At 64.2% G+C, this 19,541-nt stretch carries 26 protein-coding genes, 1 pseudogene and 1 riboswitch; of the genes and pseudogenes, 9 read left to right on the top strand and 18 right to left on the bottom strand.

The window, feature by feature from the left end:
- Nucleotides 1-77: 77 nt before the first annotated feature.
- Nucleotides 78-875 carry a COG3904 family protein gene (locus NKJ57_RS07670; RefSeq protein WP_352510892.1) on the top strand — a complete coding sequence of 266 codons (798 nt, stop codon included), beginning with the start codon at nt 78-80 and terminating at the stop codon, nt 873-875.
- Between the two features lie 57 nt (nt 876-932).
- Here NKJ57_RS07670 and NKJ57_RS07665 read toward each other — a convergent pair whose 3' ends face one another.
- Nucleotides 933-1,817, bottom strand: coding sequence for an NmrA family NAD(P)-binding protein (locus NKJ57_RS07665; RefSeq protein ID WP_023747854.1), 885 nt, complete (start codon nt 1,815-1,817; stop codon nt 933-935).
- A 203-nt stretch (nt 1,818-2,020) separates the two neighbouring features.
- Between NKJ57_RS07665 and NKJ57_RS07660 the strand changes: the two genes are divergently transcribed.
- A complete protein-coding gene (locus NKJ57_RS07660; protein ID WP_023708679.1) occupies nt 2,021-2,329 on the top strand; it encodes a hypothetical protein in 309 nt (102 codons plus the stop codon).
- A 67-nt stretch (nt 2,330-2,396) separates the two neighbouring features.
- Here NKJ57_RS07660 and NKJ57_RS07655 read toward each other — a convergent pair whose 3' ends face one another.
- From NKJ57_RS07655 to NKJ57_RS07645, 3 genes are all read right to left on the bottom strand, one after another.
- A complete protein-coding gene (locus tag NKJ57_RS07655) occupies nt 2,397-2,996 on the bottom strand; it encodes a DUF6456 domain-containing protein (RefSeq protein WP_023705164.1) in 600 nt (199 codons plus the stop codon).
- Nucleotides 2,997-3,323: 327 nt separating this feature from the next.
- Entirely contained in the window at nt 3,324-4,013 is a 690-nt protein-coding gene (locus NKJ57_RS07650; RefSeq protein ID WP_352510893.1) for a GcrA cell cycle regulator, read from the bottom strand.
- Between the two features lie 86 nt (nt 4,014-4,099).
- Complete coding sequence (locus NKJ57_RS07645) at nt 4,100-4,474, bottom strand: hypothetical protein (RefSeq protein WP_023689007.1); 375 nt, start codon at nt 4,472-4,474, stop codon at nt 4,100-4,102.
- An 80-nt stretch (nt 4,475-4,554) separates the two neighbouring features.
- Between NKJ57_RS07645 and NKJ57_RS07640 the strand changes: the two genes are divergently transcribed.
- Complete coding sequence (locus NKJ57_RS07640) at nt 4,555-5,217, top strand: LexA family transcriptional regulator (RefSeq protein WP_023727016.1); 663 nt, start codon at nt 4,555-4,557, stop codon at nt 5,215-5,217.
- A 172-nt stretch (nt 5,218-5,389) separates the two neighbouring features.
- Here NKJ57_RS07640 and NKJ57_RS07635 read toward each other — a convergent pair whose 3' ends face one another.
- The 4 genes from NKJ57_RS07635 to NKJ57_RS07620 form a co-directional block, all read right to left on the bottom strand.
- Complete coding sequence (locus tag NKJ57_RS07635) at nt 5,390-6,397, bottom strand: ABC transporter substrate-binding protein (RefSeq protein WP_352510894.1); 1,008 nt, start codon at nt 6,395-6,397, stop codon at nt 5,390-5,392.
- A complete protein-coding gene (locus NKJ57_RS07630; RefSeq protein ID WP_023814874.1) occupies nt 6,394-7,176 on the bottom strand; it encodes an ABC transporter ATP-binding protein in 783 nt (260 codons plus the stop codon). Before NKJ57_RS07630 ends, NKJ57_RS07635 begins: the two co-directional genes overlap by 4 nt.
- Nucleotides 7,173-8,009: an ABC transporter permease gene (locus NKJ57_RS07625; protein WP_352510935.1), complete on the bottom strand. Its 837-nt coding sequence runs from the start codon at nt 8,007-8,009 to the stop codon at nt 7,173-7,175. The genes NKJ57_RS07630 and NKJ57_RS07625 overlap by 4 nt, the downstream gene beginning before the upstream one ends.
- 255 nt (nt 8,010-8,264) lie before the next feature.
- Nucleotides 8,265-8,873 carry a YkoF family thiamine/hydroxymethylpyrimidine-binding protein gene (locus NKJ57_RS07620; protein ID WP_023670364.1) on the bottom strand — a complete coding sequence of 203 codons (609 nt, stop codon included), beginning with the start codon at nt 8,871-8,873 and terminating at the stop codon, nt 8,265-8,267.
- A riboswitch (TPP riboswitch) is annotated at nt 8,864-8,976 on the bottom strand. Its footprint overlaps the gene before it by 10 nt.
- Nucleotides 8,977-9,186: 210 nt before the next feature.
- Between NKJ57_RS07620 and NKJ57_RS07615 the strand changes: the two are divergent.
- Nucleotides 9,187-9,576, top strand: a pseudogene (locus NKJ57_RS07615) (GSU2403 family nucleotidyltransferase fold protein); the annotation flags it as partial.
- 265 nt (nt 9,577-9,841) lie between these two features.
- Nucleotides 9,842-10,093: a hypothetical protein gene (locus NKJ57_RS07610; RefSeq protein WP_023684826.1), complete on the top strand. Its 252-nt coding sequence runs from the start codon at nt 9,842-9,844 to the stop codon at nt 10,091-10,093.
- 156 nt (nt 10,094-10,249) lie between these two features.
- Here NKJ57_RS07610 and NKJ57_RS07605 read toward each other — a convergent pair whose 3' ends face one another.
- The 4 genes from NKJ57_RS07605 to NKJ57_RS07590 all read right to left on the bottom strand — a co-directional run bounded on the left by NKJ57_RS07605 (nt 10,250) and on the right by NKJ57_RS07590 (nt 11,870).
- Entirely contained in the window at nt 10,250-10,489 is a 240-nt protein-coding gene (locus NKJ57_RS07605; RefSeq protein WP_023705172.1) for a DUF2934 domain-containing protein, read from the bottom strand.
- Nucleotides 10,490-10,581: 92 nt separating this feature from the next.
- Nucleotides 10,582-10,797: a hypothetical protein gene (locus tag NKJ57_RS07600; protein ID WP_352510895.1), complete on the bottom strand. Its 216-nt coding sequence runs from the start codon at nt 10,795-10,797 to the stop codon at nt 10,582-10,584.
- A 98-nt stretch (nt 10,798-10,895) separates the two neighbouring features.
- A complete protein-coding gene (locus tag NKJ57_RS07595; RefSeq protein ID WP_023670359.1) occupies nt 10,896-11,225 on the bottom strand; it encodes a DUF1236 domain-containing protein in 330 nt (109 codons plus the stop codon).
- Between the two features lie 342 nt (nt 11,226-11,567).
- Nucleotides 11,568-11,870, bottom strand: a complete 303-nt coding sequence (locus NKJ57_RS07590) for a hypothetical protein (RefSeq protein WP_352510896.1) — start codon at nt 11,868-11,870, stop codon at nt 11,568-11,570.
- Between the two features lie 160 nt (nt 11,871-12,030).
- Here NKJ57_RS07590 and NKJ57_RS07585 point away from each other — a divergent pair, with 160 nt between their 5' ends.
- Complete coding sequence (locus NKJ57_RS07585) at nt 12,031-12,360, top strand: hypothetical protein (protein WP_023705173.1); 330 nt, start codon at nt 12,031-12,033, stop codon at nt 12,358-12,360.
- Between the two features lie 380 nt (nt 12,361-12,740).
- Here NKJ57_RS07585 and NKJ57_RS07580 read toward each other — a convergent pair whose 3' ends face one another.
- The 3 genes from NKJ57_RS07580 to NKJ57_RS07570 form a co-directional block, all read right to left on the bottom strand.
- A complete protein-coding gene (locus NKJ57_RS07580; protein WP_023670355.1) occupies nt 12,741-12,962 on the bottom strand; it encodes a hypothetical protein in 222 nt (73 codons plus the stop codon).
- 266 nt (nt 12,963-13,228) lie between these two features.
- A complete protein-coding gene (locus NKJ57_RS07575) occupies nt 13,229-13,636 on the bottom strand; it encodes a hypothetical protein (protein WP_352510897.1) in 408 nt (135 codons plus the stop codon).
- 153 nt (nt 13,637-13,789) lie between these two features.
- Nucleotides 13,790-14,026 carry a hypothetical protein gene (locus NKJ57_RS07570; protein WP_023670353.1) on the bottom strand — a complete coding sequence of 79 codons (237 nt, stop codon included), beginning with the start codon at nt 14,024-14,026 and terminating at the stop codon, nt 13,790-13,792.
- A 232-nt stretch (nt 14,027-14,258) separates the two neighbouring features.
- Here NKJ57_RS07570 and dinB point away from each other — a divergent pair, with 232 nt between their 5' ends.
- The 3 genes from dinB to NKJ57_RS07555 all read left to right on the top strand — a co-directional run bounded on the left by dinB (nt 14,259) and on the right by NKJ57_RS07555 (nt 16,207).
- On the top strand, nt 14,259-15,500 hold the full coding sequence (gene dinB / locus NKJ57_RS07565) for a DNA polymerase IV (protein WP_023749883.1): 1,242 nt from the start codon (nt 14,259-14,261) through the stop codon (nt 15,498-15,500).
- 285 nt (nt 15,501-15,785) lie between these two features.
- A complete protein-coding gene (locus NKJ57_RS07560; protein ID WP_023670351.1) occupies nt 15,786-15,884 on the top strand; it encodes a hypothetical protein in 99 nt (32 codons plus the stop codon).
- A 230-nt stretch (nt 15,885-16,114) separates the two neighbouring features.
- Nucleotides 16,115-16,207 (top strand): hypothetical protein, encoded by a 93-nt coding sequence (locus NKJ57_RS07555; protein WP_023689018.1) that lies wholly within the window; start codon nt 16,115-16,117, stop codon nt 16,205-16,207.
- A 90-nt stretch (nt 16,208-16,297) separates the two neighbouring features.
- On the opposite strand, the gene NKJ57_RS07550 is transcribed toward NKJ57_RS07555, so the two are convergent.
- The 3 genes from NKJ57_RS07550 to NKJ57_RS07540 form a co-directional block, all read right to left on the bottom strand.
- Nucleotides 16,298-17,473 carry a hypothetical protein gene (locus tag NKJ57_RS07550; protein WP_023693873.1) on the bottom strand — a complete coding sequence of 392 codons (1,176 nt, stop codon included), beginning with the start codon at nt 17,471-17,473 and terminating at the stop codon, nt 16,298-16,300.
- 145 nt (nt 17,474-17,618) lie between these two features.
- Nucleotides 17,619-18,500, bottom strand: a complete 882-nt coding sequence (locus NKJ57_RS07545) for an EamA family transporter (RefSeq protein WP_023693874.1) — start codon at nt 18,498-18,500, stop codon at nt 17,619-17,621.
- A gap of 312 nt (nt 18,501-18,812) precedes the next feature.
- Entirely contained in the window at nt 18,813-19,394 is a 582-nt protein-coding gene (locus tag NKJ57_RS07540) for a dihydrofolate reductase family protein (RefSeq protein ID WP_023705176.1), read from the bottom strand.
- Nucleotides 19,395-19,541 lie beyond the last annotated feature (147 nt).

Below are 19,541 nucleotides of genomic sequence, written 5' to 3'. Positions count from 1 at the left end.
AAACACGTACTCGGCTTGTTTTGATATGCTTGCAAAGACCCATTTCTCAAGTGATGCTCTGCCAGGCGAGGCTCGGCATGAAGACATTCGCATGGACGTTGGTTTTCGTGCTGCTGGCGATTGGCGGCGCGATCGCCCAAACGACGCCTGAGCCTGCCATACTGGCATATACACCGCCGATGCACTTCGTCGTTGTACGCAACAGCACGCCAGGATGCGAGCCGACATGCCCGGAATGGATTTCGGCGGAAGGTCACATCGTGGCCGGCACGCCAGCTTTGCTGAAGGCCTTGCTGAAAAAACTCGGCCCCCGCAAATTGCCTTTGGCGTTGAATTCCCCGGGCGGCGAGACCGATGCGGCGATGGCGCTTGGCCATATGATCCGCGCCAGCGGGCTCGACACGATGGTTGGCAAGACGGAGTTCTCCGAATGCGCGCCAGACACAAAAGCCTGCGGGCCGGGCGACCTCCGCTTCGGCGTCGCCAACCCCGTCGGCGCAGTCTGTTCGTCAGCTTGTACGATGGTTCTTGCGGACGGCGTACGGCGCCTGGCAGACAGCCGCGCCTTTGTCGGCATTCACCGGATCATGCTGCCGACCGCCAAGAAAATCCACGGCAAGAAATCCATCGTCCTCGTTCCGATACCCAAATGGTATGAACGCAAGGTCGACAGCTATTTCACCGAGATAAAAGCAGGTTCGTGGATCGTATCGGCGATGCAAAAAATACCCGACGACAGCATACGATACCTCGTGACATACGAATTTTTGGACCTGAATCTGATAACCGAAACCGGTCACGGCGACACGCGCACCTCCATCGATATCTGCAAGACCACGCCGCCGGCGGGCAACTGCCGAACGGTCAGGCAATAGGAATAGCGGGCCACGTAGGTCGTCGAAGCGCCTGTTTCTCAACAGCAACCCTTCACTTTACGCGGCACCCTTCAACAGGTCTTCCGGCCGCCCCTCGACGAGCGCGGCAATATAGCTTTCCAGGCTGGTCGTGCCGCGCTCCGGGTTTTCCGGCTCCGCCGGCTTGTCCAGCGTGGCCCCGGTCATGCGGGTGTAGGACTCGGCCGCCGCTTTGGAGAAGCCGAGTTTTTCGTAGGTTTCTGTCCAGCGCTCGCGCGGCACCGTGACCACGCGCACGTTTTTGCGCAACGCCGCACTGAAGGCTGCGGCGACATCGGCGGCTGAGTAGCGCCGAGGGCCCTCGATATAGTGCGTGCCGGTCTTGTCCGTCGGCTCCAGCAGACGTCTCGCCGCGGCCTCGCCGAGATCCTGCGGCGCCACCATCGGCAGCTCGAAATCCGCCGGGAAGAAGGAGGTGATGACGCCGTCGCGCCGCGCCGTCTCCAGGGCCTGATCCCAGTTGCTCATGTAATAGGCGGCGCGGTTGATGCTTGCCGGAATGGCCTTCGCTTTCAGCTTCAGCTCGAGGCCGTAAAGGACGGTGAGATCGCCGACACCCTCGCCGGCCTGCGCGCCATAGGTCGATTCCGCTACCACTTTTTCGAGGCCGGACCCCTCCAGTGCCGTCGCAATCGCGGCAACCGTCTTGCGCTCCTCGGCGTCGGTGTCGGTCGATGGATCGGCCGGCGGGTTGAGCAGAAACGCCCGCTTGCCGCGCCGCAAGATTTCACGCAGCGCCTCGACATCGAGCACATCGGCAACCGCGGCCTCCGCGCCCTGTTCAACCAACCATGCGGCCTTCGCCTCGTCGCGCGTCACCACCGTGACATCCTCGCCCTGCCGCAACAGCGCCATTGCCGCCGCCGAGCCGACATGGCCGGTACCTCCAAGAATGACATGCATGGTCTCGTCCTTCCCTTGCTGATTCATGCCGGATTAATGGCTGGGGCGGCGAAGGGTTCAAAAATCGGGGGACGATGCTGACAGGAGGTGACGCTGACTTTCCTCGCAATGCACGGCGCAGGGGTCGTTCGCATCTTGCAAAATTATGGAACGAGGTCGTGCCCAGCGAGTTATATTAGCGCAACCTTGAATAGGAGGCAGCTATGAGAAAGCTCCTGCTTGCTTCGGCTATCGCTATCACTGCGGCGGCGGCGATGATCGCCCCGGCGAATGCCGGCGGGCGCGTCGTGATCGGCATCGGCAACGGCTACTATGACGATGAGTACAATGACAGCTATGGCGACTATTACGATCGCTACGCTCCTCGCCCCTACTACCAGTATGATGCCTACGACAACGGCTTCAGGTACCACAGGTATCACAGGCACCATCGCCATTGCCGTATAGAGTTGGTCAAGCATTGGCGCCATCATCACAGGATCGTCGAGGAAATTCGCGTTTGCGAACGGTGATCCGATAGGGTGAAACCGGTTCGGCCGGCATCTGCCGGCCGGCCGCTTCACTACGCGGCTGCCGGCCTTATCGCGGCTTCCGCATCAGCATCATCCCGTAATCCACGGCCAAAAGGTCGAGCCCGACCTTCAACAGCTTCACCACCACATCTCGTCCCTCGCCGGTGCGTTCGGCGAGCGCCTTCACCGACTGGCCTTCGAGGCAGATCTTGCGAACCACCTCCGCCACTTCCCAGTGGGCCATGGCGGCGATGGCATGGGTGTGGGCGCGGCCGGCGTTGAGCACGCGGTCGGGGATGCCGCCATTGATGCGGCCGCCGTCAATGCGCTCTTCCCACGGCATCGGCCGCAGCCCGTCACGCGAGGCGCGCTCGAAATCGTCGCGAAACCGCTGGCCGGCCTCACGCTGCTGGCGGGTCAGCGAGGTGATGCCGACCAGCGGATCGACATTGCGCACCCGCACGATGCCGCCGGTCGCGGTGTAGCCGTCATTGGAGACCTCGTAGACGCGCCGCGCCTCTTCGGTGCCGACGCTCAGCCGCTTGCGGCCGAAGCGATCGTCCTTCAGCGCGAAATCATGGCCGATCTCGCGGCGGATGCGCACCTGCTCGGCTTCGCCCGCAGGCAATTTCGGCGGTTTGGCTTTCTGCGCGGTTTTTTTGCTCATCGGGGGATCCTTGTGGGATTGGGTTGTTGAGCCGGAAGGTTGAGATCCTTCGCGCCCCCCTCTGCCCTGCCGGGCATCTCCCCCACTTGGGGGGAGATCGGATGTCGCGTCGGCTTTCGCCAATCACCACCGCCGTTGGAAGGCAGTGCGGGCGAGCTGCCAATCTCCCCCCGCGTGGAGGTTGAGGAGTGGTCCGCGAAGCGGACGGAAAGCCAATTGCTTGGCTTCCCGAGCGACGAACGTCCGGCAGGACAGAGGGGGGCGCTGTCCCGCCGGCTTTCGATCATTGGTGGGGTCGTCCGGAGGCGAGGAACGGAGCCCAGCCGCTCACACCACCTCCGCCACAGGTCGGTGGAAACGCGTCTGATGATATTCGCAGTAGCTTTTCAGCGCCCTTGTGCGCAGGCCGCAGCACAGCATCTCGAGCCCCGGCCGACTGCCGGGAGCATCGTTGTCGGGGTCTTCCTCCAGCGTCAGGTCGAGCGGCGCGCGGCATCGGTCGAACAGGCAGTCGATGAAGCGCATGGCGGCGACATGCGGCTGACGCCCGAGCGAGGCAGGGCGCGGCGCCGGCACATTGAAGCGGTAGATTTCGCCGTCCACCACCAGCCGTCCTTCGGCCGGGGTGGAGCGCGCCGGACGGGCTGGCAACAAAGGCCTGGCCGGCGTGTGTCTGGCTTGCCTGGCGACCGGTGTGGCCGGTGCGGCCTGCTTCGAAACTGCAGGCCACCTTACCGGCTTGCTCGGCTGAACCGGCAGAATCCCGGCCGTGTTCTCGTTGGCTGCAGTCTTCCCCGTCGCATTCTTCCTCGGTCGGCCGCCGGACCTGCCGCCTCTAGGGTTGGCGAAGCCGATGGTCTTCAACGCGCTGTTGCGGTGGACGATGCCGATGATGGCATTGCGCGAGACCGGGCTGCCGCGCAGCGCCGTGAAGCGGACGGCGATCCCTGTGGCCGACAGGCCATCCCTCAGCCAGACGGCGATCTCCTGCAATTCGGTGTCGGTATAGGCAGTCATGTCGGTATCCATTGATTGCGCGCGCAAAGGCCGAGCGCCGGCCCCGGGGGCCCACGGGAAAAAATCAGAGCGGATGGTCGGTGCGGTCAGCCGATACTGGCGGCCGGCAGCGAGCCGGCGAGATGCCGCAAGGCGGCTTCGGCGGCCGCTTTGGTGAGGGCGGAAACCGCCCTGCCCGTCAGCCGGTCGAACAGGATGACGGTGCCATCTTCCGTGCGGATGCAGGAAATACCCTGCCCGCCGGAGACAGCCCTTGGCGCACCGGCGGCGCCATGGGCTGAAGAGGTGGCCGGAGCCGGGAGAGGAGCGGCTCCGGCCGTTCCGGTCGATCGGGGGGACGACGGTTCGACCGGATCCGGGGCAGAAGCCCCGGTTTGCGTCCGGACCGGGGAGGAGGACAGCCCGGACGATGGGAGAAAGCTGAGGATGTCTGCGGAAACGCTTGCGATTTGTTCGATCATGCGCTAAGCGTACGATATGTACGAAACGTACGCAAGCGAAATCGTACATATTGGACGATAAATTTCAGGCAATTTGTACGATGCAGGAACCGAGGCACAGATTGCAGCAGGCGCGGGCGGAGGCGGGCTATGCCTCGCCGAGCGACGCTGCGCGGGCATTGCGCGACATCAACAAGAACACGCTGATCAGTCACGAGAACGGTAACCGGCCGCTGTCGCGCAAGGCGGCGGAGAAATACGGCCGCCTGTTCGGCGTCGATCCCGGCTGGCTCTTGTTCAACGGTGACGGCGGCAGCCTTGCGGGGGGCCATTTCGGCTTTGACGAGTCGGGCCGGCAGATCCCGATGCCGTCGCTGGCCACCGTCGATGTGCCCATCGTCTCGTGGATCAGCGCCGGCGAACTCGGCAGCCAGGATACGGTGGTCAATCTCAGCGACTATCCGACCATCCCCACCACCGATCTGGAGCAGGGCCAATGGATTGCGCTGCGCGTCGACGGCCCGTCGATGAACAAGATCTCGCCACCGGATTCGATCATCTTCGTCAACCTCAGGGACAAGCGGCTGGTGACCAATGGCTGCTATGTCATTTCGGACGAAAGCGGCCAGGCCACCTACAAGCGCTATCGCCCCAACGAGAACCCGCCCTTCCAGCCGGCCTCCTACATGGACATCCCGCCGCCGGCGCTCGAAGGCGCCATCACCATCATCGGCCGGGTGAAGCGCTCGATGATCGATATGTGAGGGAGAAGGCGGTGAGGCGCAATCTCCCCCCTCGAGGGGGAGATGGCCGGCAGGCCAGAGGGGGTCGCCGCGCGTAAGGCGCTGACGTCCTCTGTCCGCGATAGGAAGTCGCGTCAGGACGTACCGACCCCCTCTGTCGCCTTCGGCGACATCTCCCCCTCGAGGGGGGAGATTACGCGCCCAAAAACTCGTTCGTAAAATACCCCCCGAAATCCGGCTTCTCCTTCAGAACCTTGCCATCGCCATCGAGCAATATGCCGGCCCTGAAGAGGTAGGTTCCGATCGCCTCGATCTTGGCCCTGTCGATGGTGCCGATGACGCCGTCCTGGCTGCGCAAGAAGTGTCCGTCGACCAGCATTTTCAGCGAAGCGTGGATCAGCGCCGGGTCGGTCAGCGCATCCCTGTTGGAAGCGATCAGCAGATCGCCGGCTTCCTGCGGGTGATCGCAGGCAAATTGGTAGCCGCGCCGCGTTGCCTCGACGAAGGCCGATGCGGCCTTCGGGTTTGCCTGGAGATATGCATTGTTGGAGGCGATCAAGGTGGTGTGCTCGTCGGGCACGCCGTAGTCGGCGTAGCGGAAGCCGCGCTGCCTGACGCCTTTCAACTCGGCAGCGACGCCTTCCCAGGTCGAGACCTCCAGCGTGAAGTCGACCGAGCCGTTGGCCAGCGCCTCATAGGCCGAGGTGCCTAATGTCACCGTCTCGAAAACGCCCTTGCCGCCATCGTGGCGGATGATGGTCGAGATCAGCGTGTTTTCCCAGGCGCTGCCGAAGCCGCCATAGGTCAGACCGTCCAGATTCCTGGCACTCTTGATCTCGCCGCGATCCGCGTTGAAGACCAACCGGCCGGTCTCCTGCTGGACCACGGCGTAGACCGCCTTGAGATCGGCGCCGGCAGCCCGCTGGGTGAACAGGCCGACGCCGGCAATGCCGAAATCGGCGATGCGGTTGGCGACCAGCGTGCCGGCGCCAGTATCGCCATAGGGCAGGATCTCAACATCGAGCCCGGCCTCGTGGTAGAACCCTTTGTCGCGGGCAACGAACAGGCCGACATGGTTGGTGTTGACCGTCCAGTCGAGCGCGACGGTGATTTTTTGCGCAGCCGCATGAGCGCGAGAGGCCAGCGGCAGTCCGGCAGCCAGCGTCAGCAGCAAAGCCTGCCGGCGTGTGAATTCGGTCATGAAAAACTCCTTTGAGCGGTCTGCGGGAACGAGGGCCGGTCAGTCCCGGGATTGAGCAGCGTGTCGAGGATGTCGGCTTCGAGCGCGGCGGCCTGGCGCGCGGCATCGCTGCCGGTGGTGCGCGGGCGCGGCAGCGGCACGGCAATCTCGCCGATGATGCGGGCCGGCCGCGCCGACATCAGATAGATTCGATCGGAGAGGTAGACGGCTTCGCGCACGTCATGGGTGATCAGCAGCGCGGTCCAGCGGTGGCGCTGCCACATGCCTTCCAGCCAGCGCTGCATACCCGCGCGGGTCAGTGCATCCAGCGCGCCAAAGGGCTCGTCGAGCAGCAGCATGTCGCGCTGCTGCACCACGGTGCGCAAAAGCGCCGCGCGCTGGCGCATGCCGCCGGAAAGTTTCGCCGGCCAGGCGCGCTCAAAGCCGGCAAGGCCGAACTCGGCAAACAGCGGCGCGACCTGCTCGCGTGCCGCCTTGCGGCCAAGACCCTGAACTTCCAGCCCCAGCGTCACATTGTCGATGACGCGTCGCCACGGCATCAGCGCGTCGCGCTGCGGCATGAAGGCGAAGGGGCTGCCCTGCAATGGCGCGCCGTCGAAGCGCATGTCGCCCTCGCCCTTCAGAGCGCCGGTCAGCAACTGGAACAGCGTCGACTTGCCCGCGCCGGAAGGGCCGAGGATGGAGACGAACTCGCCGGCCGCGACGTGCAGCGAAATGCCGTCGAGCACCTCAAGCGCGCCGAAGCTTTTGCTGATGTCGCGGAGTTCAAGCCGTGTCATTGGCTGCTGTCTCCCGAAGATCTGACGTCGCGGCTTTCGCTCCCTGCATTCTCCCAAGGCATGGCGAAGCGCTGGACGAGCACCGCAATGGCGAACAAGACAAGCGTGAGCGCGGCGCTGACGGCGACCGCGGCGAGCACCAGATCGGGCCGAAAGTTGTTCTTGGCATTGAGCATGTAGATGCCCAGCCCCTTCGCCGCCCCCGCATATTCGGCGAAGATCGCGCCGACGACGGCGTAGGTGATGGAGATGCGCAGCCCGGCGAAGAAATAGGGCAGCGCCGAAGGCAGGCGCGCCTGCCAGAAGATACGCCAGCGCCCTGCCCCCATGGCGGCGAGCATCTGCGAAATCTCCTTGCTGGTCGCAGCAAAACCTTCGACCAGCGCGACCATCATCGGGAAGAAGGTGACGAGCGCCACAAGCAGGATTTTTGGCATCAGCCCAAAGCCGAACCACAGCACGATGAGCGGCGCGATCGCGACCAGCGGCAAGGTCTGGCTGACGATCAGCAGCGGAAACAGCGCGCGGCGCAGCGGGGCCAAGAAATCGACCAGCGCCGAAAGCACGAAGGCAGCGACCAACGAGCAGGCGAAGCCGGCTGATGTGGCGCGGATGGTAGGCAGCGTGTTGTCGGCCAGGGCGGCGCGATGCTCCCAGGCCTGCTGCAGCACGCGCGACGGCGCCGGCAGCACGGTGGGGGCGACACCGCCGTAGCGGGCGTAGAGCTCCCAGGCCGCGAGGAGCAGGGCGGAGGCGCAGGCGGCGGGGATGGTCTTGGCGATGGCTGCGGCTAATCTCCCCCCTCGAGGGGGAGATGTCGCCGAAGGCGACAGAGGGGGTCGTCTCGCATAGAGCGCCCACGCCTTGCCGATGCGAAAAGGACGTCGGCGCTCCACGCGCTGGGACCCCCTCTGGCCTGCCGGCCATCTCCTGCTCGGGGGGGGAGATTCGTGGGCATCGCGGTCTTCGCCAATCGCCAATGGCTCCCCTCCTCTCTGTGCTGAGGGGTCAGAGGCATCTCCTCCACGCAATGGGTCAGATAAACCAGCCACGGCAATATCCTCAAGGAACGACGCTTGAGCCGCGGCTCAGACGGCGCTCGGGCTGTTCGCCGAGATCGTGATGTCGAGGGTGACGTGGCCGGCGCCGGGGCCGAAGCGGCAGAAGGCCTCGTTGAGCGTGGCAAACACCGCACCGGCATCGCCACGCAATTTGGTGCAGAAGTTCTTTGAGCGCTCAAAGACGCCGGACTGTTTCAGGAAATCGATGCAGCCGTAGATCTCGTCCATATGGTCGCCCGTGCCCATAACGTAGAGCGAGAACTGCGCCGCCACCGGCTGGCCGGTCGACGGCGTGGCCTGGACAGCGCGGATCGCGGCGATCTTGCGCTCGTCCAGCGGAATGGCGGGGCCGCCGGTCTCGTCGGAGCGGCAGATCGGATCGTCGGGCTCGCCCGGACAGCCGCGCGAGACCGCCGCCGAAAGCACGCAGTGCTTGCCGCTTTTGGCCGCCGCGACGAACAGGTCGCGCATGGCGGGAAACAGCACCTCGGGCGGCCCGACCATAAGGGTCGAGATGTCATCGGTTTCGATCCGCAGCCGGTCGCGCCAGGGATCGAGCGCGCCGAGCGCGCCGAGGATGACGCCGACGAAATCGTCGGTCATGGGATAAAGGGAAATCTGTGCGCCTGAAAACATCGCCCGCCTCGCTCCGCTGGTATTATCCAGATCAGCTTTAGGGTCCGAAGGCTTGCCGCCCTCATCTCAGCCCCGACGATACGGAGCACCCCTGTGGATGGGCGGGTTAAAGCACCGTTCGCGGCATTGGGGAAGCCGTTTGTTGAGGCACTGCGGGAAAGTGTTTTGGGCCAGACGTGCCGGGCGCCCGGGCGTTAACAGACGACTCGTCAGTTCGTTGCGTTATAACGTTTCCACGAACTTCTTATAACTGCGTTGAAATTCAAGCTGATAAACGTAATTATAAGAAAACGGCAGAGACTCCGCGCAGCCCTTACGGTTTCTGGATTTCCTTATCCGCGACCCCATCCGGACTGTGCTCCTGCATCGCTCGGGCTTGCCTGTGCTGGTCCCCTCGCCCCAGCGCTACGCCATCCACAAGCTGATCGTCGCCTCGCGACGCGGGCCGAGCGCTGGCGCCAAGCGGGAGAAGGATCTCCATCAAGCGCGCCTGCTGACCCAAGCGCTCGAAGCCACGCGTCGCCAGGACGACCTTGCCTTCGCCTTCATGGAAGCGTGGGACAAGGGCGAAAACTGGCGCGAGACGATCCGGGGCGGCTTGAACCTGTTCGACGCCGCCACGAGGGAAAACAGTCACACCATCCTGGGGAAATCCCTCCGCGAAATTGGTGCGACTCCTGAAGGATTCACGATGCGGGATTAGCTGAAGCGACCGCTGCTAGATTCATTTCCATCGTCCCAACCGTACGAAATTGGCTTGACGCTTATTCGTACATAAAGTACGATATCTCTTTTCGCAGAGAGGAATGTCCTTGAGCACAGCGAACCATGTTGCCTTCGCCGATCTCTCTCGGCCTTTGCTGTCACCCCCGTCGTTGCCGCCGCCTTTGTTGCCGCCGCCTTTATTGCCGCCCCCTTTGTTGCCCTTGTCATTCGATCAGTGCGAACGCCTCGCCGGGGCTTGGCGAATGGCCAGCCAGGACATCGCCGACGACATCCGCTTCATCCGCCAATATCTGAAAGTCGTTGCCGAGAAGGACGAGAGGCTGTCGACCGGCACCCTTGTTCACAGCCGCGCCTATGTCGAGGCCTGCGCCGGCTGGCTGCCACAGACTGTAACGCGCTATCTGCGCCACCTGCGCCAGATCACCGAATGCGAACTGGCCATGACAGCTGCCGGCATTCGCTTTGCGCTGTCGAGTTATGCCTGGGAGGCATGAGGGCGCCTGTCGCCAAACACAAGGAATTGCGCTGCCCGTCGCAGGCGCAATTCGTCAGGTTGAGAGGCTCGGGCGCGCCTGAACGGCGGGCGCCAAGGATGGCCCCGGCCAGCGAATTCCGGCCTTGCTTTATTTCGACTGGCCTTATTTCTGGCCTTATTTCGATTTGGCTTTGCCGGACTTTGCGGCGGCAGGCTTCGCCGCCTTTGGCTTGGCGGCTGCCTTGGCGGGCTTGGCGTCAGCTTTCTTCGCCGCCTTTTTGGGCTTGGCGACCGCGCCATCAAATTCAGCCGTGGCCTGCTCCCAGTGTTCCTGATGCGCGCCTTCAGGCCGGCCGGCCTTTTCCCAGATCTCGTGCGCGCGCTGGCGAATGCGGTCCTGTTTGTCGTCCGTCACTTAAGCCTCCGTGGTTGGGTCCGGTCGGTTGGTCCAGATTCCACGAAAACATTAGCCGAAAATTCGACCGGCGTCTTGAGTGACGAGACATCTCAGCGCGGGTCGGAAATCACCGCAACGCCGAGCAGCGCCGCTTTCTTGACGATCAGCCCGGCGAGGTCGGCATCCGAACGATCGGTGCCGGTGCGCTCCCGCAGGAGCGCGATCGCTTCCTTCATCGATAACAGCGCCGTGTTGCGCTCGGCCAGCAAATTGTCGCAACACGCCGCAACATTGGCGGAGTTCGGGGTCTCGACATGCGGCAACATGGCAATTCTCCTTTCATCATGTTCGTCATTCGGCCCTGCCGCCCTTTTGGGAAGAACGACAGGGCCGTATCACCGATGAATGGTTAGGTTGTCGAGCGTTACTCGACCACCTCGACAATCCTGCGCGTGCTGGGGTCGACCAACACGGTATGGTTGTCGACGACGGCGTATCTGTACTGAACGTCGGGAACCTCCTGCAGCTCGACAGTGTCAGGCAAGGCAGTGCCGACATTCAATTCGACGCCGAGCAGATTGACCGAGGCAAGCGGATGTTTCTTTACGTATTGGTGCACGACCGTGCGCTGTTCCGGGGTGATGATCACCTGCTGCTGTGCCGGCTGCGTGACGATGACCTCGTCGGCGGCGGCAATGCCGATACCAGCGATCATGGCGAGCCCGGCGACGGCGGGAATAAGGATGGTTTTCATCTTCGTCTCCTGTCGTTGTTGGCGAGCTCCGCCGTGTTCCCGCATGAGGCGAAAACAGCGCAGATCGAGGTGGCGGGCTCCTGGAGGCAAACGCAGCCGGTACGGTCTTGTTCCGCAAGCGGAGACTAAATTGATCGGCTTCCGGTCATGCCAGCAGAACCCGCACCCGCAAGATTCGCATTGAAGCACAATCCCTCAGGAGACCTTCGACATGGACGATGCACGGCTCCAATTCCGGTGGCGATCGCGGCCGGCGCCGGCATTGATCCGGTGACCGCGTCGTGCCCGGCCAAGACCGGAACCGACCGCCTTCGTGCCACGCCGTGAAGTTTCAAGCAAAGGTCATTGCTTCGGCGGCTGCGCAGGCACCTCGCCAGGCTTGATCACCGGCGTCTTGCCCTGATCCGGCGGCGGCTGCGTCATACCCTGGTCACCACTGGGCGGCGGCTGCAGCACGCCGCCGCAGGGACCGAGCGTGCTGGACGATTCGCCACCGCCATTGGCGGCCGGCGGCTTCTGACCATCGTCCTGAGGCTGCGCCTGGCAAGGCGCGGCAGGGCCGTGCTGGTCGCTATTGTCCTGCGCGGCCGCCGGGTCGGCCAGCGCCAAGAGCAGCACGCATGGGATGAGGGGGAAAGTCTTCATGGTCCAGCTCCTCTGGATTCATCTCCTTGGCAAAGCAGACTAGTCCTTGGCAAAGCAGACTGGCGGCAATTGGTTCCACGGAGATGGAGTGGTTGCCGGAACCTGACAGCCGGAAGTGAGTTCCACCTTCTCGACGCAAAGCCGCCCGGAGGAGGCAATCATGGAAGAACGAAACAGAAAACCCAATGACGAGGTCGAGGCGCCACCGAGCAAAAACGATGCCCGCGACAGGATCGCCAATGACGAGGTGGAAGCGCCGACGCCGCGCCGGCAGGATTGGGATGCGCTACGTGGCGCAACGGTCCTGCCCGACGGAGCAGATGAGGAAAGCCTGCCGGACACCACCGGTGTCGAGAAGGAAGGCGAATTGCCCGAGGAGGATGACGACAACCCCTACCAGGACAGTGACGATGCCTTGCCCGACGACGCCGAGGAAGCCGCCATTGGTCACGATCTGGCGAGGCGCGGCGGCCCGTTCGACGACGTGTAAGGCAGCGACCGCGGACTTCCGAGAGGTTTCCCGGGACGTCCACGCCGTCACCAGTTGGACCAAGGATGAGCTGAAGGCGATGCCGGAGCATCGCGATATTTCGAAGGATCCGGCTGGCCGGATCCTTCGTTTAAGGCGCCTTGGCGGTTTGGCTTAGCCCTTGTGGTCAAGGGCTGGACGGCGACAATCTCGGCACCTTCGACAGCCGAGAAGCACGAACGCGAAGCCCAATATTTCAAGCGCCGTCGAGGCCGCTCGCCTGAAATCTTCAAAGTGCGCAAGAAATCCCCGCCGCGGGCGGTGCAGACACGCTCCGGCATCGCGGCGCTGCGAACCGGGCCATCGACCGCCGGCACTTGAGTGCCGACGGGCTCTGACCTTCAATTCGACCCGGGATCGCCGAGCGCCTCGGTGACGAAGGACGCCGCGATCAGGTCGTCAGCGTCGAGGCGTAGGGAGCCTTCGACACCTCCCATGATGGCTGCGACCTTCTGGAAGGTCTGCATCTCGTGTTCAGTAACGCTGGCGTCTCGCATCCTGGCTTTCAGATCGGCGATGCGTCGGCCCAGTGAGGCCGACGTTCCGATTTCTCTGTTCGACATGGTGGCCTGCTCCTCCCCCAACCCATGCTGTGGACGTACTCAAGGCTGTCTATATATAAGGCAGCGCGAATACAGTCGCCGCAACGCGCGATAGCTGGGAAGGTTCCGGCGCCAAATAGTCACGAAATAATACGTGGTGGGACTCGGGTATGTTAAGCGCCGACGCGGCGATAGACACCGCAGCCAGCGGCTGCGGCCATCGGCCTGGCCAACCCGTGTCGCGGGTCGCGAACGCGGGTCGGACTTTGATCGCCGCGCGCGAACAGTCAGCGAGAGGCCGGAACCACGCCGGACACCGAGCGCGCCGTTTCGGGCGAAAACACCACGAAAGCAAAAACCAGAACGGCAGCGGCGATAATGAGCGAGCCGCCGGCGACGATCGGTTCAAGCGCCGGGTTTCCCTGCAGCATCACATACAGCGCCGGCAGCATGATCACCAGGCCGAGAGTGTAGAGCCCGTAGTGGATCATGGCGATGCGACGCGCCGCCTTTTGCGGATTGAGCGCGTAGTAGCCGCCGAAGATGGCGCTCGTCACCCAACCGAGCAGATTGATATGCGCGTGCGCGGGAAAAGCGGCGTGGTCGCCCGAGATCGCCATCTGCAGGCCGGCCGCAATCCCCAACATCAGGAACAAGATGGCAGTTTTGAAAAAGAGTTCCGAAATCCTCGGCATGTCATTTCTCCCCCTATGCGGTCTGCGACCGCTTGCGTCCTGGAGAATACACCCACGCGCAGAAATTTTCCACGCCGCGCTTATGGGCCATGCCTGCACAGCTTTTTGCACGCTGTTCGACTTTTCTGGCTGCCACAACCCGGCGCCGCCCCGCTACGGCGTCAGCAAGATGTCGGCGCCCGCTCGCTCGTCGAACACCACCGCGCAGCCGCGCCCCAGCGCCACTGCCGACAGCGCGTTGGCCACCGTCTCGTCCGGCGATACGAAATCACCGGTCAGCACTCGCAACTCCTCCACCGCCCTGGCCATTGACACGCAGTGCCCGGCAACGCGATCGCTCGTGCAGGCGTCAATGACGCTGACGAGGTCGATCATCTCGAACTGGCCCATACCGGCCTCCACAAAAACAGCGTCCCGTCGCGGATATGAACGCCGAGGCGAGAGACAATGTTCCGCAGGTCCGATGCCCAGGCGGAGCACTCGACAGCCCGACCTGGAACGGCCGGCCGGCGACAACCGCTTCGCTTGACAATAGGCCCTGTTTGTTCTCTATTTGTTCGGCAAAAACGCCTCTCACAACAGACGCGGCTAATGCTGCAACGCCGCAAAGGGAACGGTCGGGATGGAGCCCACCATCCTGCATGCGGATCTCGACGCCTTCTACGCCTCGGTCGAGCAGTTGCTCGACCCGGCGCTCAGGGGCAAGCCGATCGCCGTCGGCGGCGGCGTCGTGCTTGCCGCCTCCTACGAAGCCAGGGTTTTCGGCGTGCGCGGCGGCATGCCCGGACGAAGTGCGCGCGAGCTTTGCCCCGGACTGATTTTCGTCGGCGGCCATTTCGCCGACTATCAGCGGCTGGGCGACGCCGCCATCAAGGTGCTCGACGATTTCACGCCGCTGGTCGAGCGGATTTCCATCGATGAAGCCTTTGCCGACGTCGCCGGCTGCACGCATCTGTTCGGGCCGCCGGCCGAGATCGCCGCCACGGTGCGTCGGCGCGTCCGGGCAGAGCTCGGCCTGCCGATCTCGATCGGCGTGGCGCGCACCAAGCATCTGGCCAAGATCGCCTCGCAGGTGGCCAAGCCCGACGGGCTGGTGGTGGTCGATCCGGACACCGAACTTGCCTTCCTGCATGATCTGCCGGTCGGGCTGATGTGGGGCGTCGGCCCGGCGACCAGAGCGCGGCTGGCCGAGATCGGCATCGAGACCATCGGCCAGTTGGCAAAAACGCATAGCGGGGCGCTGCGAAGGTTGCTCGGGCCCGCCGCCGGCGAAAAGCTGGCGTCGCTGGCATGGAACCGCGACCCGCGAAAGCTCGAAACCCACAGGCCGTCGCATTCCGCCGGCGCGCAGTCGGCGCTTGGCAGACGGCCGGCCGAGGCGCGTATCTTCGGACCCGTCCTGCTGCATCTGGCAGACCGGGTCGCCAGCCGGCTCAGGGCGAAATCACGGCCCGGGCGCACGGTGACGGTGCGCGTGCGTTTCGCCGATCTGCACGCTGTCACACGCTCGCTGACGCTCGATCAGCCGATTTCGGCAACCGCGATGCTGGCCGAAATCGCCGGGGAGCTGGTGCGCGGCGTGCTGGCCGCCAACCCTCGGGAGAAGACCATCTCGCTGCTGGCGATCTCGGTGTCGCAGCTGGAAGAAAGTGCCGAGCTGCAGTTGGAGCTGCCGCTCGGGCTTGCCGATGAAAAGCAGCGGCCCGGCAGCAGGCAAGGCCTGGCGCGCTTTGGCGCCGACCGCGCCATCGACAAGATCCGCCAGCGCTTTGGCAGAGAGGCTGTCGGCTATGGCGCCGTGGCGCTGGAAGCCCGGCGCTCGGTTCCCGATGCCTTCCGCGAACTGGCGGAGAAGGAACTGTGAGTGCGGCGCGACGGCAAGGCCAATGTTTAGGCTGGGCCAGTCCGCGCTGCATTGCCGCTCTGTTTGAGCAGGCCGACCAACCAGGCCATACCCGCCGCAGTTTCGGACATTTTTCGCACCGCAACCCGGCCACGCCATGCACGCCCAAGAACAACGCTTTGTCGATGAAGGTGGACTTGCAGTTAGTGCATCGGGACCAAGAAAACCCGGGGCGGGACGACGGCGCCGCGAAGGTTGACAGTGCCGATCCGTCTGGCATTATCGCGTAAGCTTGGAGGATTCACTATGAAGAAAACCTATTCGAAGCCTGTTCTGGTCAAAAAAGGCAAGCTTTCGCAGGTTACGGCGCTCGCCAATGGAGCGGGTTCCGGCCCGATCGAGTGAAGTCGTTGAGTCGGCTGTCGCCTGATCTGGCGGCCTCGCCTGACACTGGAGATGCGGCATGAAGAAGACCTATTCGAAGCCGGTGCTGGTCAAGTAGGGCAAGCTCTCGCAGGTTACAGCCGACAATGGTAACGGCTCCGGGCCGGTCGCCGTCTAGCAGCCGATTATCCGACGCCTCGTGCCGTCTGGCCGGGAACAGGGCTTTGGGTGCCCGACGTGGAGAGTGGAAAATGAGGAAGACCTATTCCAAGCCAGTGCTGGTAAAAAAGGGCAAGCTCTCGCAGATCACCGCGAACGGCGCTTCTGCTCCTATTCCGGGCTAAACTCGTTCCCCGGTAGATCGAGATCCTCCTGGCAGAGTCGGGCGGCTTGATCGTTTCCGGAGCATGATCTCCCGCAGGCGGCGGGACCGTTCAGCGCACAACCACCAGATCGTCGAGCACTAGCTGCCAATAGTGGCTCGTGGAGAGGCGTACGCGCGTCACCGCCGCCAGCATCGGCGCATAGTGGACGGGCGCCAGTGCCGACAGGACGATCGTGTCGCTGGCGATCAGCCGGTCGCCAAGCCAGCTCTCGACCAGTGCGGTTTCGCCTTCGGACTTCAACCATGCCGCTGTCAGCATCACGGAATGGAACCCGAACGGTTTGTCGCTCGAGAATTCGGCCGGGTGTCCGCTGCTCGTATAGCAGACATGGTCTCCCGAGATATTGCCGTTGACGTAGCCTTCGCTGCCTTCGGTATGATCGCGCGCCAGTGCGTTCAGGTTGAACCAGGTCAACCCGGCATAACCGGACGGCACCTTGCGTAGGCCGCGCGTCGTGACATCGTCGAAACCGATGGCCTGCAAGGACGCGGCGCTGTCGACAGCCGCGTTCTCGGGCGACAGCAGGCCGAGCTCGGTCGGGTAGGCGGACAAGGCCAGTCGTCGTTCCATGCCATCGCCGGTGACTTCGATCGCGTCGGCGTCATCGGGCAGATCGAGACGGAAGCCAGCCCCAGCACTTAGCGGATGCACCGCCACCTCTTGCCCTTTCGCCATCACCGAGATGCTCGCCGAAGCACCGTCCGCTACGCGGCCGCTGAGCCGGCGTATCGCAAACAGGCCGACCGGCTGCAGCATTGCTTCCGAGGCCAGCCCGGTGGGCGAGCCCGGCAGCGGCCGGAGGTGCTGCGACTGGACCTCGTTGGCGCTGCTGGAGCGCCAGCCGGGCGGAACCGACACGGTGAAGCGGTAGCTGCCCGGCACATGGATGGGCGCGGCCCGACGTTTCGCCGACGCCAGGAAATTGGCAAAGCCGCCGCGGTTGCTCCGCGCCGCGGCGACGAAGCGGCCGTCGCCATCATGCAGTCTGACCATGATGCCGGCCATCGGGCGGTCGCCGAGCCCGTAGCGGCCGTCGCGATCGGCATCGAAATAGACAAAGGACGAATGATTGAGCTTGCCGTGGTTGCCCGACCAGTCCCGGCGCACGGCGTAGTCGTTGGCCGGATCTTCACGAAGCCGGGCTCTGAGACGAGACCGCGCCAGCCGCCAGGCGAGAGCCGCAACGACAGCGGCGAACCCGACAAGGAGTATTGCCTTGATCACGGACGGCTCAAGCAATGCTGTCGGCCCTGCTCATCTGGATCTCCTGCACATACATCGATCCATATATCGATGCTGCAGGCGCTTGAGCAACCGGACACGGGACCGGCGGACCACGGCATCGGCGTCACATACCCATTTCAGGCACCTATTCCGGCGATGGCACCGGCGGCTTCGTGGTCAGCGCGGCGCCGAAGGCGGCGACGACCACGGCGGCGACGCCCGCGCATTGCAGCGGGCTCAGGGTCTCGTGCAGGAACAGGAAGCCGGCCAGCGCGCCCAGCGCCGGCTCCAGACAGGTCAGCGTGCCGTAGAGCCTGGCCGGCATCCGGGTCAGCGCCACCATCTCCAGCCAGAACGGCAAGGCGCTGGAGAACAGCCCGACCAGCAGCGCGCTGACCAGGATCGCGGGTGCGATCAGGCCGGTACCCGCCTCGGCTAGGCCGAACGGCAGGGCGAGAGCAGCGGCAATGACCAGCCCGTAAGCCGTGGTCTGGCTGCCAAGCTCGGCGCCCGCCTTTTGCGCAAAGACGATGTAGAGCGCCCAGCAGCCGCCGGCGGCCAGCGCCAGCATCACGCCGATCGGGTCGAGTGCACTGCCGGAGTGGATGAAGGGCGACAACAGCAATATGCCGGCAACGGCCAGCACCACCCAGACGAAGTCGGTGGCGCGCCGCGACGACAGCGTCGCCACGAGCAGCGGGCCGCAGAATTCGAGCGCCACCGCGACGCCGAGCGGAATTCTGGCGAGCGCTGCATAAAACAGCAGGTTCAGCGCCGCGAGGTTGACGCCGTAGGCGATGAGCCAGGGCAGCACGGCGCGCGACGGCCGCACCCGCCACGGCCTCAGCACCGCCGCCAGCATCAGCGCCCCCACGACCAGCCGCAGCGCCGTGGTGCCATTGGCGCCGATCAGTGGAAACAGGCCCTTGGCGAAGGTGGCGCCGATCTGGATCGACACCATGGCGCCAAGCAACGCGCCGATCGGCAAGCCCTTCGCTTCAGCTGCGGCAATCTGCGTCGACGTCAATTCCAATCCCTCCGCGCGGTGCGCCGCAGCGTTGGCCCGAGATATGGATAATAGGCCTGGCTGTCGTGTGGCACGGGCAGACTGTTGATGGGGCAAGACGTGGAAGGCGAACGCCGACGCATTTCCTCTCCTCCGTCGATCGGGGGAGAGGTGTCGAGCGAAGCTCGACGGAGTGGGGGGCGCCCGGGCAACACAACACCCCCCTTGGCGGCTTTCCGGAGGCGGCGACCGTGGGTTTCATGAGCGCCTTCCCCCACTCCGTCGCCGCTTCGCGGCGCCACCTCTCCCCCTCCGGAGGGAGAGGAAAAGAGGCTAGCTCGCCAGCCCATACACCAGGCTCACACGTCCATCCGAAAGCGCCTCGGCCTTGCGCAGTTCCAGTCCGTGCCGGGCGTGCACCGTGCCGAACAGCGCCTTGCCGTCGCCGGCGAGCAGCGGATAGACAATGAGCCGCATTTCATCCACTAGCCCCGCCTCGATCAGGCTGGCGGTGATGCGGGCGCCGCCCATGAGGTAGATGTCCTTGCCGGGCTCGCGCTTCAGCGCCGCGATGTCGTCGAGGCTGCGCAGGAAGCGCGTCGATGCCCAGGCGGCCGAAGTCATGGTGTTCGACAACACATAGTGCGGTGTCTTGGCGGCAAAGCGCGCCCATTCGAGTTCGGCCGGGTCGACCAGTCTGCCGGTCATCGGCAATGGCTGGTCCGGCTCGTTCTCAAGGATCGCGCTCCAGTAGCGCTCATAACCGGCATACATCACGCCGCCGAGCAGGCAGGCGTCGATCTCAGGCATCAGGCCGTATTCCTCCGACCAGTTGTCGACCCAGTCGGCAAAGCCTTCGGGGCCTTCGATCTTGCCGTCGATGGAGATCTTCATTCCGGTGATCAATTTACGCATGACTTCCTCCTTCGGGCTTGCGGGATGCAAGCACGTTGCCTGGTTTCATTTCCGCTGGCGCGCCGCGGTGTCTGGCGAAGGCGCGTGTTTCGCCGGCCCCTGCGCCGGCATCCGGCGCAAGGGATCGATGGTGCCCGGTTGGACCGG

This window comes from Mesorhizobium sp. M0077, assembly GCF_040322955.1.
Classification (GTDB): Bacteria; Pseudomonadota; Alphaproteobacteria; order Rhizobiales; family Rhizobiaceae; genus Mesorhizobium.
Note: the sequence above shows the minus strand (reverse complement) of the source record. Positions and strands in the feature narration are given on the sequence as shown.

Coding starts and splice junctions, on each gene's coding strand:
- NKJ57_RS07670 (WP_352510892.1), top strand. CDS start 78: ATGAAGACATTCGCATGGACGTTGGTTTTCGTGCTGCTGGCGATTGGC.
- NKJ57_RS07665 (WP_023747854.1), bottom strand. CDS start 1,817: ATGCATGTCATTCTTGGAGGTACCGGCCATGTCGGCTCGGCGGCGGCA.
- NKJ57_RS07660 (WP_023708679.1), top strand. CDS start 2,021: ATGAGAAAGCTCCTGCTTGCTTCGGCTATCGCTATCACTGCGGCGGCG.
- NKJ57_RS07655 (WP_023705164.1), bottom strand. CDS start 2,996: ATGAGCAAAAAAACCGCGCAGAAAGCCAAACCGCCGAAATTGCCTGCG.
- NKJ57_RS07650 (WP_352510893.1), bottom strand. CDS start 4,013: ATGACTGCCTATACCGACACCGAATTGCAGGAGATCGCCGTCTGGCTG.
- NKJ57_RS07645 (WP_023689007.1), bottom strand. CDS start 4,474: ATGATCGAACAAATCGCAAGCGTTTCCGCAGACATCCTCAGCTTTCTC.
- NKJ57_RS07640 (WP_023727016.1), top strand. CDS start 4,555: ATGCAGGAACCGAGGCACAGATTGCAGCAGGCGCGGGCGGAGGCGGGC.
- NKJ57_RS07635 (WP_352510894.1), bottom strand. CDS start 6,397: ATGACCGAATTCACACGCCGGCAGGCTTTGCTGCTGACGCTGGCTGCC.
- NKJ57_RS07630 (WP_023814874.1), bottom strand. CDS start 7,176: ATGACACGGCTTGAACTCCGCGACATCAGCAAAAGCTTCGGCGCGCTT.
- NKJ57_RS07620 (WP_023670364.1), bottom strand. CDS start 8,873: ATGTTTTCAGGCGCACAGATTTCCCTTTATCCCATGACCGACGATTTC.
- NKJ57_RS07610 (WP_023684826.1), top strand. CDS start 9,842: ATGGCCAGCCAGGACATCGCCGACGACATCCGCTTCATCCGCCAATAT.
- NKJ57_RS07600 (WP_352510895.1), bottom strand. CDS start 10,797: ATGTTGCCGCATGTCGAGACCCCGAACTCCGCCAATGTTGCGGCGTGT.
- NKJ57_RS07595 (WP_023670359.1), bottom strand. CDS start 11,225: ATGAAAACCATCCTTATTCCCGCCGTCGCCGGGCTCGCCATGATCGCT.
- NKJ57_RS07590 (WP_352510896.1), bottom strand. CDS start 11,870: ATGAAGACTTTCCCCCTCATCCCATGCGTGCTGCTCTTGGCGCTGGCC.
- NKJ57_RS07585 (WP_023705173.1), top strand. CDS start 12,031: ATGGAAGAACGAAACAGAAAACCCAATGACGAGGTCGAGGCGCCACCG.
- NKJ57_RS07580 (WP_023670355.1), bottom strand. CDS start 12,962: ATGTCGAACAGAGAAATCGGAACGTCGGCCTCACTGGGCCGACGCATC.
- NKJ57_RS07575 (WP_352510897.1), bottom strand. CDS start 13,636: ATGCCGAGGATTTCGGAACTCTTTTTCAAAACTGCCATCTTGTTCCTG.
- NKJ57_RS07570 (WP_023670353.1), bottom strand. CDS start 14,026: ATGGGCCAGTTCGAGATGATCGACCTCGTCAGCGTCATTGACGCCTGC.
- dinB (WP_023749883.1), top strand. CDS start 14,259: ATGGAGCCCACCATCCTGCATGCGGATCTCGACGCCTTCTACGCCTCG.
- NKJ57_RS07560 (WP_023670351.1), top strand. CDS start 15,786: ATGAAGAAAACCTATTCGAAGCCTGTTCTGGTCAAAAAAGGCAAGCTT.
- NKJ57_RS07555 (WP_023689018.1), top strand. CDS start 16,115: ATGAGGAAGACCTATTCCAAGCCAGTGCTGGTAAAAAAGGGCAAGCTC.
- NKJ57_RS07540 (WP_023705176.1), bottom strand. CDS start 19,394: ATGCGTAAATTGATCACCGGAATGAAGATCTCCATCGACGGCAAGATC.